General features: G+C 54.6%; 10 protein-coding genes. 4 read left to right on the top strand and 6 right to left on the bottom strand.

All coding sequences use genetic code 11. The features are described from left to right. Positions 1-26: 26 nt before the first annotated feature. Together Q0216_RS03015 and Q0216_RS03010 are read right to left on the bottom strand one after the other, a co-directional pair. On the bottom strand, positions 27-1013 hold the full coding sequence (locus Q0216_RS03015) for an AraC family transcriptional regulator (protein ID WP_298592819.1): 987 nt from the start codon (positions 1011-1013) through the stop codon (positions 27-29). A gap of 114 nt (positions 1014-1127) precedes the next feature. After that, complete coding sequence (locus Q0216_RS03010) at positions 1128-1916, bottom strand: SDR family oxidoreductase (protein WP_298592817.1); 789 nt, start codon at positions 1914-1916, stop codon at positions 1128-1130. A gap of 350 nt (positions 1917-2266) precedes the next feature. On the opposite strand from Q0216_RS03010, the gene Q0216_RS03005 reads away from it, so the two are divergent. Together Q0216_RS03005 and Q0216_RS03000 are read left to right on the top strand one after the other, a co-directional pair. After that, positions 2267-3007, top strand: a complete 741-nt coding sequence (locus Q0216_RS03005) for a DsbA family oxidoreductase (RefSeq protein WP_298592815.1) — start codon at positions 2267-2269, stop codon at positions 3005-3007. Positions 3008-3316: 309 nt separating this feature from the next. Beyond that, entirely contained in the window at positions 3317-3904 is a 588-nt protein-coding gene (locus tag Q0216_RS03000) for an excalibur calcium-binding domain-containing protein (protein WP_298592813.1), read from the top strand. Positions 3905-3979: 75 nt separating this feature from the next. Here Q0216_RS03000 and Q0216_RS02995 read toward each other — a convergent pair whose 3' ends face one another. From Q0216_RS02995 to Q0216_RS02980, 4 genes are all read right to left on the bottom strand, one after another. Beyond that, positions 3980-5398, bottom strand: a complete 1419-nt coding sequence (locus Q0216_RS02995) for a hypothetical protein (RefSeq protein ID WP_298592811.1) — start codon at positions 5396-5398, stop codon at positions 3980-3982. A gap of 2 nt (positions 5399-5400) precedes the next feature. Next, positions 5401-6324, bottom strand: a complete 924-nt coding sequence (locus Q0216_RS02990) for a hypothetical protein (protein ID WP_298592809.1) — start codon at positions 6322-6324, stop codon at positions 5401-5403. 5 nt (positions 6325-6329) lie between these two features. Then, a complete protein-coding gene (locus tag Q0216_RS02985) occupies positions 6330-8270 on the bottom strand; it encodes a hypothetical protein (protein ID WP_298592808.1) in 1941 nt (646 codons plus the stop codon). Positions 8271-8422: 152 nt separating this feature from the next. After that, positions 8423-11179 (bottom strand): Z1 domain-containing protein, encoded by a 2757-nt coding sequence (locus Q0216_RS02980; protein ID WP_298592806.1) that lies wholly within the window; start codon positions 11177-11179, stop codon positions 8423-8425. 292 nt (positions 11180-11471) lie between these two features. Here Q0216_RS02980 and Q0216_RS02975 point away from each other — a divergent pair, with 292 nt between their 5' ends. Both Q0216_RS02975 and Q0216_RS02970 read left to right on the top strand, forming a co-directional pair. Continuing rightward, complete coding sequence (locus tag Q0216_RS02975) at positions 11472-12629, top strand: DNA cytosine methyltransferase (protein ID WP_298592804.1); 1158 nt, start codon at positions 11472-11474, stop codon at positions 12627-12629. A gap of 21 nt (positions 12630-12650) precedes the next feature. After that, a complete protein-coding gene (locus Q0216_RS02970; protein WP_298592803.1) occupies positions 12651-13829 on the top strand; it encodes a restriction endonuclease PLD domain-containing protein in 1179 nt (392 codons plus the stop codon). The last annotated feature ends 35 nt before the right edge of the window (positions 13830-13864 follow it).

The following is a 13864-nucleotide window of genomic DNA, read 5'->3' as shown; positions in this document are numbered from 1 at the left end:
ATGGTATCCGCACCTGATGCGTGGGTTTAGGCGTGACGCTGTTCGGTACGGTATGCGGCGGGCGTGGTACCTGTCCACAGGGTGAAGGCGCGCACGAAGCTACTAGCTTCAAGGTAGCCGAGCATGAACGCGATGGAGTCCATGCTCATGTCCGTGGTGGATAGGTACTGCTTGGCAAGGAGCAGACGCACATGGTTGAGCTGCTTGCGGAAGGTGGTGCCTTCTTCAGAGAGCTGCCGTTGCAGGGTTCGGGCGCTGGTGACGAGCTTGCGGGCTACGTCTTCGATAGTGTTCTCCCCTGCCGGGAGAAGTTCCACCAGGGCGGCACGCACTCGAGCTGAGGTGCTGTCGTCCACGTCCAGTTGCGAGAGCCTGCGTGAGAGCTCCGGCTCGAAGTAGGACCACATGCTGTCGTTGTGGGAGATGAAGGGAATCTGCAGATCCGAGAGTTTGAAGGTGATGGCGTTGACGCCAGTCACTTCTACCGGCGCACCGAGCAGCTTCTCGAGGGAGGAGCTGACCGGGTGGACGCTTTCCACGCGAAGCGGCTGTATCTGCTCTTTGGTTGCTGAGCGGATAATGTGCAGGATAAAGGCGAGTTCGCCTTCTGCCACAAATGCGGGGAGTTGGGTTCCGGGTTCATCTGCCTCAATGTAGAGGGCGCTTTCCTGCCCTAGGGTTTCGAGGCGGTAGCGTATCGGCCCGATGAGGGGCTTATGCTGAGCTAACCGTTCGATGCACCGCTGCCCGTTTTGAGCGCAGTACGCCGCGAATATGGGCGGGCTGAAACGCTCAACACCGTCAGATGTTGCCAGGAGGATAGCGAGGTCCTCGGAGGGAGCCAACTGCCCTACCGCATCCATGAGAGCTAGATAGTCCGGTCCGGACAGGGCGGGTGTTGAACGGCTGAAGAGGTCTTCTGCCAGGCCCGCTTTGCGTAGCACTTCGCCGGGGTCAATGCCGAAGGCGGTGAAGAGCTGTGAGAACTGGGCATCGAGTATGTAGGTTTTCATAGGGTGTATCTTCCCTGTATCTTTCCCGCGTGGCGTATGCCGCGGCGGGTTCGGGGGCGCGATTCATAGGGGGCGGGGTTCGGGACGGTTCTTCAGATACCGGTAGGTTGCCGGTTACTTTGCGCTACCTGCAATCTGCTGGTCGTAGACGAAGTTCAGCATTGCCTTGCGCGGCATCATCGGGGAGAGGGAAATAAGGGGCTTCTGCCATGCGACCAGACCGGAAACAACGTTGATCTTGCCTGCGATCATGCCGTCGTAACCTTCCTTCGCAACCTGCACCGGGGAAACAGCGTTAGCGAAGAGCTTGGTGTCGTCCAGGCCGCCTGCTGCGGCGAAGCCGGTTGCCATAGCGCCGGGCATCAGGCAGGAGACGGTCACGCCGGTGCCCTGAACTTCACGCCACAGGGCGTTGGACCAGCTGGTGATGTACGCCTTGGTGGCGTAGTAGACTGCCTGCAGCGGGCCGGGGACGGTAGCTGCGGTGGAGGAGACGTTGAGGACCTTACCGGAGCCACGCTTGATCATTTCGGGCAGGAAGAGCTTGAGCATGCGGGTGGGAGATTCGATGTTCACGGCGATCATGGACATGTCATCTTCCATGGAGCGTTCGCGGGCAAAGTCGCCCTGGCCGCCGAAGCCTGCGTTGTTGATGAAGTAGTCGGGCAGGATGCCGAGCTCCTGGCATGCGTCGAAGATCTGCTGGGAGGATGCTTCGGTGGAGAGGTCAGCGGCGATGGTGTATGCCTTCACGCCGTAGTCCTTTTCGACCTGTGCTGCCTGTGCATCGAGCTTGCTCTGGCTGCGGCCAACCAGGATGACGTCGCCACCGGTTGCTGCGTGGATGTTGACGAATTCGGTGCCGAGGCCGCCGTAAGAACCGGTGATGAGTGCAGTTGCCATGAGGTGTTCTCCTTGAAAATTAGAAACTTGTGCGTGGATCCTGCCGAGCTTTTCGGTGGTTTCCGTTGCCTTGTGGTTACAACTATACGGAGCAAAAAACGCCAGTGATACAGCAATTCGCGCCAGGAATCTGCAAAACGCGCCAACTCTGCTGGTGTTTTGGCGTTTTCTCCGCCGGGGCTTCGTAACCATGCATCTTCTATAAGGGGGGGGCGGCACTCGGCAGGGCATACGGAGAGGCACACGGCGGGGTTTGAAGACTAGCGCGGGAATAAACGCTGTGGTGGCGGTGTTGGGTGAGCGTATAGTGGCGGCGGTTGCCGCATCCGAGTGTGAGAGGAATAGATACCGTGCGCATTGATATTTGGTCTGATATTGTGTGCCCCTTCTGCTACGTGGGCAAGCGTAACCTGGAGCAGGCGCTCGCCGGCTTTGAGCACCGTGACGAGGTTGAGGTGGTGTGGCATAGTTTTGAGCTGGACCCGTCGGCTACGGAGCATCCGGCTGGTTCGCTGGCGGAGCTGATTGCCGATAAGTATCAGATGCCGTTGGAGCAGGCGATTGCGAGCCAGGAGTCGCTGGCGGAGCGTGCCCGCGAGGTGGGTTTGGATTTCAATTGGCGGCAGGCACGCTACGGTAACACGTTTGATGCGCACCGCGTGATTCAGTATGCGTCTGAGCAGGGTTTGGCGTCGGCGGCGCAGGAGGCGTTTAAGAAGGCGTACTTTACGCAGGGCCGTTCGGTGCAGGATCACGAGTCGATTCTGGATATTGCCTCTGAGATTGGTTTGGACACCGCCGAGGTTGAGGCGGTGTTGAAGAGCGACCGTTACGCGGCGGATGTGCGTGCTGATGAGCAGTTGGCGCGCCAGCTGGGCATTAATGGTGTGCCGTTCTTTTTGATTGAGTCGAAGTGGGCGGTCAGTGGTGCGCAGCCTGCGGAGGCGCTGTTGCAGGCGCTGCGTCATGTGTGGGAACAGACCCATCAGGTTGAGTTGTTGAACCCCCTGGCGGACGCATCGGGTGACGCGGCAGATAACAATGCTGCGGAGGCGGGTCCGTCCTGCGATATGAACGGCAACTGCTCCTAGCGGCGACTCTGAGCGGCGGTTCTGGCGAGAGCTGCCCCCTAGAACTATCCCAGCGGCGGGGGGCGCGACTCCCCTAGCGCCTCCGGCTGGTGCCCCCCCCAGATGTAGCGAATATATAGCGAAGCGCCCCGTGCCGGTTCTTGTGTGAACCGGTACAAGGGGGGCTTTGCCGTGCCGGGTTGGTGCTTCTTCCCTTGTCAGAATGTTTGAAAGGCTCAATAGCGTCTGCGGGTGGGATAGTTTTCCTTTACACTTGAGTGTGTGTTCTACGGTGAACACGCTTGTCCACTCACTTTATAAAGGAATATTGTGTTGAAAATTCACGCCGCGACCGCTGGTGTTCTTGCGGGTGCTCTGCTGCTGACTGGTTGCTCTTCGTCTGCTCGTGCTCCGAAGGTCAAGCCCTCTGCTTCGTCATCGTCGACTTCTGCGTCCCCTTCTGCTTCGACTACGCCTAGTTCTTCGCCGACGCCGAGTGCGTCTGCGACTCCTTCGGAGTCTCCTTCCCCGACGGTGACCCCGTCTCCGGTCCCGACGACTGAGGCTCCCGTGCAGGCGCCGGCGGCTGAGGCACCTTCTGCGGAGGCGCCGGCGGCTCCGGTTTCTGAGGCTCCCGCGCAGCAGCAGGCTCCTGCTCAGGAAGCTCCCGCTCAGATTGCTACGGAGGCGCCCGTCCAGCAGGCGCCCGCGCAGGCTCCGGCGGCTGAGGCTCCTGCTCAGCAGGCACCGGCACAGCCTGTTCAGCAGGCTCCGGCGCAGTCGAGTGTTTATTACGAAACATGCGCTGATGCTCGTGCGGCTGGCGCGGCGCCTCTGCATCGTGGTGAACCGGGTTACCGCCCTGGTCTAGATAGAGACGGTGACGGCGTGGCGTGTGAGCCGAAGAAGAAGCACTAGGCTTCTGCCGTTCTTATAGCGAAGCCCCCTTGTGCCGGTTCTTGTGTGAACCGGTACAAGGGGGCTTCTTACTTTTTAGCGCTTCCAGGGCATGTTGTCCCAGAACTGTCCCATCTTAGATTTGGGAGGCGTGAGCTTGCTCCTGTGAGTCTTAGCTTCAGAAGCCTGCTCATGAGCTCCTTCATCCGCGGTTACCTCAGGGCTTGCTTGTTCCAGCTTGGCCTTGAGCTTGCTCTGCGGAGTTCGAAGACGTGACGGGCGTTCCTCTGGTTCCTCATCAACGTAGTACCCGTACTGCGTTGGGCTGAAGAGGTTTGACTCACGGAATTCGTTAATAGGCACGAAGAACGGTTGAGGTTCCGCAGGTTCCTGAGCTTCAGATTCCTCAGCTTCAGGCTCCTCATATTCAGGCTCTTCAGCTTCGATAGCCTCCGCAGCCTCGAGATCTGCAGACTCTTCTTCCTCTTCAGAATCTTCGTCCGAGAAATCCTCGTAGTAGCTTTCGTCGTACTCATCAGCCTCGGTATCGAAGTCTTCTGGGTCTTCCGGTTCTTCGACCTCTACGTCTTCCGACTCTTCGATTTCTACGTCTTCTGACTCGTAGTCTTCTACAGCTTCGGAATCATAATCCCAGGTCTCTTCGTCCTGTTCTTCGGTAATACCCTCCTGTAGCTTGAAGGTCTCGATAACCTCGTTCTTGATGTCTTCAAGGAGCGCGCACATATCCTCATACGACTTGTGCTGCACCATTTCAACACCCATACGCACAGTGAGCTCTTCCGCAATTTTACGTTTGATATCACGGGCAGAGACTCCCCTCTCCAAACCATAATCGGTGGGGGCACCCACAGAGTTTAGGGTTCGAGCGAGAGCCAACGCCAAATCGCGGTTCGTCGAAATAGAGGTTCGGTCAAGAATCTGGTTGAGGTCATCCTCCGTGAGGTAGCCTCCCTCATCCATAACCTCACCGAGAAGGTCGTAAGTCAACCAGGTTCGACGTAGCACGTGGCGGCGCAGGTTGCCAATATGTCGAACTTCCTTCGATGGGGCAAAACGTGCAAAAGCAGCTGCGGGAAGAACCCTCAGGCCGATAAACTGCCAGACCTCGATAGATTCAGCTTCACCACGAATCATGTGCAGGTTCTTGTGCAGAGCTTTACCAATACGGTGGGAATACTCGTACTTCCACTTATCCCGGTCATCAGCGAAAGCCTTAAGGCTATCGAGTTCCTCATCTATGATTTTGCGAAGGTTCTTCAGAGTCGGCATCGGAATCTCGTTGCCGCCAATGTTGAGAATCTCTAGATTCGTGTCGATTTCTCCACAATCTACATTGCGTAGTGGAACCCCTGAGTTTTTCCATTCCTGCAACTCTATACCCGCTAGAAATTCTTCCAGGCGGTAGTAAAGATACTGTTCTTCCTGCTCTACAGGCACCTGAATAGTCTCAGGGCTAGTATCCTGCTGGGCAGGCTCTACGTTCTGCTGAACCATACCTACTTCCATCCCTTCTGCATGTACCCGGTAATACCATCAATCTTGCTCTGTACGGAATTCCAATCCCTTTTCAGTGCATCAATAAGTTCCGGAATTGTCATTGAGAAATTTTCTTTAATAATCCTCTGAGCAACGATTTGAAACTCTTCGCAATTTCCTTCAGTGAGTTCTTTCTGAGATGTATACAAAGCAGTCTCATTCAGATGAGCAATATATATTTCTCGCACAAGAGTTGCCAAGAAATCTCGAGAAATAGCGGGTTCTAGAATTTCATAATCCTTTTCATCCCCTCGCACCAAAGCCTTACAAACCGGGTGTTTCGTATTCACAAATACTCGCACGCATCGTGAATACAGAGCATCCGGGTTATCAGCCTTACACCTTACAACCCAGGGAGCATTTTTATCCCACTCTCGCACTCGAGAAAAATCAAGCTGCGAGAACGGCATACCAGCGCCCTTAGCACTCAAAGACAGGCTGTCCTCTTGCACAGCAATATAGGCGGTTTCATCGGTGTTATACCCATCAATATTTAGGGCACCCGCCACTAGAGCTGCTCGGAGCTTTAGTTCTCCCGCAACCTTACGTCCAGGAATCCTGGCGCTAACAACCGCGACAAATGATTCCGAATCGAGCTGAATATCTCGGCTCTCTTCAATGACGCTCCAGTGGGTCGGTCGACACTGAACCTCACAAATCAGTCGAGGCAGAGACTCCTCATTTCCCAGTACTCGACGGATTCCTTCAAGCTCTACTTTGACGGTGATGGAGAGCTCCAGATCAGTATCGTAATCCCAGTTGGAGGGCAACTTATCCGGGTCAACAATTTCGCCGTTCTGAGTACGAATATCCCATTCGCCCCATTCCACTTCGTGCGGAAAAAGGGTGAGATGAGGATATGCCTTTACACGCTTACCTGCCATAGCTATTAGCCCTCCACCTCAAAAATATAGGTCTTACCCTTACGTAGCGTGATGACCACAGACCCCTGGTTCTCCTCGGAATCTTCAGGGCCGTCCCACTGCGCATAAACATGGCCCGCCTTTTGGGTGTCGTTCATGTCAGGGCCCCAGCCTTCGCTCCACGAAGGCTCAAGGTCGTGAGAGTCCGTGTATTCCAGAGTCCTCTCATCACCGGTTGCGATAGAGACCTTGATGCCGACGCGCTGACCGGCCTTCCAAGCGCTGCTACAGGAGAAGTTAATGAAATACTGCACGTAATCAGGGTTCTGCGGGTGAACACCAGTCATTGCTGCAGATTCAATCGATACCGAGGCACGACGAACAACGCCACCAGGGCGCTTTTTGTTCTTACCTTCGTCCTCATCCGTCAGCTCAGTAACGACACCGCCTCCGGTGGACATAATCGGGTTGAATCGAGCAAGCTTCTGAGAAATCTTCGACAAGGAACCCAAGGACCCGCTATCGCGCTTAGTGTCCTTCGTTTCAAAAAGATTCTTCAGGCTCTTAGTGATATTCGAAGCAGCATAAACAACAATGTTCTTGTACTTAGCATTGTCAAGAGAGCTCGGATTCCATTCGTCATGGGCGGGAGGCTCCGCTTCCCGGAAGGCGACATCCGTTTCAAGGTCGGGCTTGAACACGCCGTACCAGGTGGCCTTCGAGTCATCCAGATCATTCACCTTTCGGTACTGGACAACCAATTCAGCCTCATTACGCATCAAACACACAGTGTTTTGCGGATAGATGGACCTTTCAGCGTTAATATCGTACGCACCTCGAGCAATCCTTAGATATCCAATATTGTAGGAATCCCTGGCTCGCTTAAAGACAAAGCTCTTATAGTAGAAAACACCGTCAAATGGGTCAGCATCAAAATTTATCCTTTGAAGCTCAGCCATTTTTCGGACATCAATAAGAGATGAGCATAGCTGCTCAATTCCCTTATATTCAGGATTATTCTTAAGCTCCTGAATTGAGACAGGCTTATTGTTAATCCTGATGTCCATAGACTTATTTCCATCTTCAACATCCAATTTGGGCCAAAGATGGTACATCACGATATTTTGAATCTTTTCGTGGGAGCGCTCAATAATTCGACCCGGGTCATCCGGAATCTTACCTTCATCGTCTGATACTTCCATAAGCTCTGCAGGCTTTGCATCAACGATAAGAATTGAGGTACCAGTTTCTCCGTCAGTAAAGTGACGAGAGAAAATAGCCTCACCCAGTCGACGAGCAGGTTCTCCCGTCAACGGGAGAATGTTACCCGTTCCCTTAACTGTTGGCCCCTCATATCCCCACCAATGGCGACCGGTGTAGTTTCGACCACCGTACGTATATTCTTTGCCGAGGGCGACAGCAATAAGTCGGTAATCAATCTCGCCAGTTTTAGTCTTAAAAGCAGACCAGTAGATAACAGATTGAGACTCGCTCATATTGAAAGCAGCAGTTTTACCGAAGCCGTATGAGCCACCGTTACCTTGACCCTTGTTATCGCTACCAAGGTTCATCGTGAGGTTAACAAAGTTCTGGCTCTCCCCTTCCTCAACAGCTTCATCGGGACGGTCCGGGCCATCAAGACCGACAGTGCCGCGGTCCCAGAACTCCAAGAAGTAGACGTCGCCGCGGTTAAAAGTCTGGTCTAGACCGGTGTACTTGCTGTGAATCTCAAAACCAGCTGCAAATACCTCATTCCTCAGGGTATTCAGCACACCCTGATTGGCGTGCCGAACCAGGCAACCGAACTCCGGCATGTGCCCTTCGAGGCGTGCATCCCACGAGTTCTGAGCCATCTCTCGAGTCACCAAAGCAAGCGGGCTCAGATTGGGGCGACCCAGGGTACGCGAGGCACCTCGAGCAGATATCGAACCAGTGTTTTTAGGAAGGGGGAACCAGTTAAGGCTCACGATATTATCTCCTTGCCCTCTAGAAGTTGCGGGCGCTATTGAATCGTAGGGTGTGTGTTGTTGAGGGTATAAAGCTTCGGGGTGGCATTATCCGGTGCAATGCCACCCCGAAACCTATACCCGCTTTTGGGCATTCAAGAAGCTACCTGAGGTTACTCCTTGTAGTCGCCTTCATCATCGCTGTCGACTGCTGCCAGAATCGAACTGTTCTCATCCAGCTCTTCCTCATCAAGAGCCAGATCCTCAACCTGCTCAGGAACAACCGAGATGAAGTTGCTGTAGTCGGAACCTGCAACCTGGGGAAGAACCACAGCGTGCAAGACGACCGGTGCAGCAGCGTCAAGGTCACGGCGGCGAGCGCCCGGCTTAGCCTTCGAGTGGGGGTTGACCACGTAAATGACCAGAAGCGGCACGTTACCTTCAACGAAACGGAACGGCAACTGCTTCGCACGGCTCCTAGCAGCCTTCAGGGCATCGAGGGTGTCTTCATTTTCCAGCTTTCCTGCGTTAGCGAGAATCTTGAAGTCCAGAATCGGAGTCTCACCCACAGCAAGAGCACCCAGGTCCGCGATACCGTCATCAGCCGGAATGTCGTACGCACTACGAGTTGCCATACGAATGTCCAGACCAGCAAAGTTCTGCTGCGGCATATCCTTCTGGGTACCGGAGTAGACGACAACGTTCCAGTCCTGGTCGGCGTACTTCTCGATCCACTCAACCAGCTTGTTCGAGCCAGCTTCATAATGCGAGGAGTGGGCCTTGAAGTCCTTGAAGTAAGACAGCACGACATCCACGGGCACGCCGGTGAAGAGGTAGCTGCCGTTGTTCTTATCCTGCACTACCTCATGGGTGCTCGAAATAGAGCTAACAAGGGACTCGAATACCTGAATATTATGGTTCAGGATTTCGGCGTTCTTCTCCTCAAAGCGGGTCAGCTGGTGGAGCTTACCGCTGTAATCGACGGTGAGCGCCTTGGCATGACGCATCTTATTGGCAGCGGTAACCTGTAGCGCCTTGGGGTGAGTACGAATCTTCACACCAACGGTCTTGGGGGTGCTACCAACGATACGAATTTCTTCGCGAATCTCATCTTCCACGCCGGCAAGGTGACGGTAGTAGTCCTGAAGGTCCCTGGTGGTCCACAGACGAATCAGGTCATCATAGCCGGGGCGGAAACCAAACCAACGGCCCATCTGCAGAAGAGCATCGTAAGTCTTGCTTGCCCTGAGGTAGTACGAGCTAATCAAGCCCTCAAGGGTCAGACCACGGGCGAGAGTATTACCGCCGATAACGACATAGGTAGCCGGTGAATCTGCGTTGTATTCCAGACGCTCCTCCGAGGAACCGTTGTCCACAATGCACTTGGTCTCGCGGACAACCTGACCCACAGCAAGCTTCAGCTCATCCCATTCGGGGTAAATCTCTTCGGGACGGATAGCCTGCATGCGAGCAACTTCGCGTTCGTACAGACCCTGCATAGCATCGTTAATCTCAGGCTTACCGTAGTTTTCCTTCAGCGCTGAGATGTAGTCCTCAATCACCTTCACTGCTTCGAAGTGGGTCTCAACCCTGTGCGAAAGGTGAATCAGCATCGAGCTGTGCTGCTTCTTCTGAGCGCGACGACGACGAAGAGCCGTGGCAATCATAAACCACAGCACTGCATCTTCAAGGCTGGGCACCATCTCAGGCATGTATTCCCCGCCGTCCTTACGAGTAGGAGGACGCAGAATCTCTGCTTCCCCATCCTCAATATCGCGGACAGCATCAACGTCTACACCATCATTCAGCGCGCCGTCTTCGTCCTCAGTAGCCCACAGCGGGGTACCAAAAATACGGGACGCACCAATGTAGCCATTCGGGCGTTCCAAAGCGTAGATGAAGTCGGAGGGGTACAGGCCCGGATAACGCTCGATGGTCTCCCCCTCGGATTCCTCGGGATTAACCGGCTCTAGATACTCGGTATAGCGTTCGTCATCGTTGGGGTCCATCAGAACATTCGCGAAGGGGGTAGCAGTGTATGCCACGTAGGAGCCATGCTGTACCTGGTCCCAAATCTGGCGGAGAAGTCGGTTAATACCGGAGTACGCTTCATCTTCCTTCGCGGTGTTGGGGGTCGCCTGATCCGACTCATCATCTACGATAAGCACGGGAGCATCGTCCAGCAGACCCTCACGGTTTGCGGTTTCCAGCTGCTTGAGCAGGTTCTTCAAGCGGCTGGGGTTCTTCTTCACCACCGCAAAAATAACACTATCTTTAGTGCGCAGAGCGTTGAGGAGAAGGCCGGCGTCCGAAGAGATATCGCCCTTGACACTGGTCAGAGGGAAAACAGACTTCCCAGCATTCTGGAGAGCGGTAACAACATCGCCGTCCAAACGTTCCTGAGTCTGACGGCGCAGGTTATTAAACATACCTGCCAACACAATAATGAATCGGTAACCCTCATCAACTGCCTTGGTGATAACCGCCGAGAAGTTCGCGGTCTTACCGGACTGCACGTAGCCGACAACAAGGCCCTTGTGGGTCAGATTCTTCGTAGCGGGGTCGGCAAGAAGGCCGACAACCTTGCCGGATTCCTGGTGAATAGTGGACGTGCCGTCCTCGCCAATCTTCTCGGTAAGCTTCCTACGCAGGTGACTCCATCCAGCAGTATCGGGCTTCGAAGCATCGTACCAGTGGTGGTAGTCTTCCTTGGCCGTAGCGGCCTCATCGAACTCGCCCTTGGCGTTCGCGGCTTCACGTTCCTGAATGCTACGAAGTGCCTTCTCGTAGACGGGAACGATTGCGTCTTCCGGAATACCCGCGGCAACCATACCATCAATTACCTGGCGGCATGCGTCTTCGTACGAGATGAGTTCCCGCGCAGCAGTGTCATAAATCTGCTGTTCCGGCTTGGAAATTTCCTCAGCCATTTTTCTCCTCATTGAAAAATAGAGATGTGAGTGATTACAGGAGCCGTTGTTTAGCTTCCTCTGTGAGTTTAGCACTCGTTCTCACACGTCAGCACAGGTTTTCGTCATCACGATGCACTATAGAACTACTAAAGCCAGGTTGTTTTACTCCAGGCGACAAAATCTATTCGGGGTAGGGTGCAAGCAGGACCCCCGGGCTGCTATTCTTAGATGGTTTAAACCTGAATGCATAGACGGTAGTTCTATGCATCAACCGGCACATGACACAGCACTATGACTTGCGGAGAACCTTATGGCTGAGAAGCACACATCATCCTCACCTACGACCTACAGAATGGGTGAGCTCTTCTGTGGTCCCGGAGGCATTGCCCTGGGCGCACACAACGCTGCCGATAAGGTGCCCGAAATCAAGGTTGAGCATGCCTGGGCTAATGACTATGACCCCACGACTGCAGATACCTACCGCGAAAACACCCCCGGTGCGTCTGAAGAGACCGTGTACGTAGGTGATGTTCGTGAGCTCGATACCGACGCCCTGCCCCCGATTGATGGTTTTGCTTTCGGTTTTCCCTGCAACGACTTCAGCCTTGTAGGAAAGCAGAAGGGTCTAGACGGTACCTACGGTCCCCTCTACACCTATGGAATCAACGTACTCAAGAGCCATGAGCCTGAATGGTTTGTGGCAGAAAACGTGGGTGGTCTTTCTGGCGCTAATGAGGGTCTTGCTTTCCCCTACATTCTGCGTGAAATGCAGCGTGCGGGGTACACCGTTGTCGCTCATAAATACCGCTTTGAGGAGTACGGTCTTCCCCAGGCTCGACACCGAATCATTATCGTAGGTCTGCGCGATGACATTGCCGCGAAGGGTGTAGCGTTCAAGGTTCCGGCGCCCACCACTCCCGAACCTTCAATGATGCGCACCGCAAAGCAGGCAATCACCGAACCGCCTATCCCCGAGTGGGCAACGAACAACGAACCGACTCGCCAGTCTGAGGTGGTGAAGCAGCGCCTCGCCTACATTAAGCCCGGCGAAAACGCTTTCAACGCTACCGATATGCCTGAGGAACTGCGCCTCAATGTACGTGGTGCTAAGCTCAGCCAGATTTATAAGCGTCTGGACCCCAGTAAGCCCGCGTACACCGTCACCGGATCCGGCGGCGGCGGAACGCACATCTACCACTGGGAAGAGCCCCGTGCCCTCACCAACCGCGAGCGCGCGCGCCTGCAGACGTTCCCTGACTGGTACAAGTTCATCGGCAGCAAAGAGAACGTCCGTCGCCAGATTGGCATGGCGGTTCCCCCGGACGGTGCGCAGGTCGTATTCGAAGCTCTCTTCAAGACTCTTGAAGGTATCTCCTACGAAAGTATTGAGCCGAATATTGATGTAGAGAAGCGTATTCAGGTGATGGAAGATAAGCTCGAGGCAGAGAAAGAAAGCACTCTTTTCTAGGTAAAAGAAGGACGTATTCCCATGGAAATTTATTCGTCACTCATGGGCGATAACCTCGCCGAGCTTGTTCTCCAATCGCCGTACCCGAAGGATGATTGCGCCGGGCATGAGCTGTGGGCGGTCACCGGGTATATCTCGCGGACTACCATTCTCAGTGCGCTATACCAGGCTGATTTCACCCCCGGACGGCGTTCCAAGGAAGCTGGTCATTGGGGCGAGATGAGTAAGTTTACCCCCACCTCCACCACGCCTAAGATTCACCTTCTGGTTGGTATGGCACGAGATGGTGCGGTAAGCATCACGACTCATAAAATCCTCAAGGGATGGGTCAAGGCTAGTCACGGGTACCTGGATATTCGTTACCCGGATCCTCGCATCTCTCCCCTGGTGCACACTAAGCTCTACGCTTGGGCGCAGAACGGCTCCTTCGACATTGCTTACGCTGGGTCAGCTAACCTTTCGACGGACGGCCTCAATATCGGTCGAGACGCTTCGGAATGCCAGCAGGAGAACATTCTTGTGCCGGTGTCTGTGGAGTATGCGGAGAACTATATCGATACGCTATTCGGTGCTTCACTGAGTTGCACCGACCCCGTGGTTGATTCTCTCTTCACCTTCCCTGAAGCGCCCTCCGACGTCCTGGCTAATAAGTCTCTGCCTCCGGTTCCTCCGCTCCCCGAACCTGAAACGGAACGTGAGGAACGCTTGAAGGACTTCTCCTCCATCAAGCTGTATCTCTACAGTCACGCGGGTAAGGGTTCTTCGTACAATTGCGGTTCCGGCATTAACTGGGGCCTGCGAGATATCCGAGCCAATAAGGACGAAGCCTACTTCGCGGTTCCCGCGAACATTGGGCGCTCAAATTTCTTCCCCGTGAAGAACACTCCCATTGTGGTGCACTGCGATGACGGTGAAGACCTCATCATGCGCGTTGCTAGCGGTTCCGACCGCTGCGGTAAGGATATGTCGACCATCCCGAACTCCGAGCTTGGCTCTTATATCCGTAAGCGCATGGGCCTCGACGAGGGCACCAAGGTCGGTATTCGCGAGCTACTCGATTACGGTCGCACCTACGTCACCATCACCCGCACCTCCGAGGGTAACTACTACCTGGATTTCTCTCCCGAGACTGCGGAACCCGATGAGTTTGCGATGCAGACCCCCGAGATTGTCAACGAGTTTTCCCACGAAGACGACTAGCGCCCCTGGCTAATACAGCCCCAGATATGGCGAAG

Origin of the sequence: uncultured Rothia sp. (assembly GCF_937976295.1) — a bacterium.
Classification (GTDB): Bacteria; Actinomycetota; Actinomycetes; order Actinomycetales; family Micrococcaceae; genus Rothia.
The sequence above is the reverse complement of the archived record's forward strand: the minus strand, read 5'-3'. Positions and strand labels throughout refer to the sequence as shown.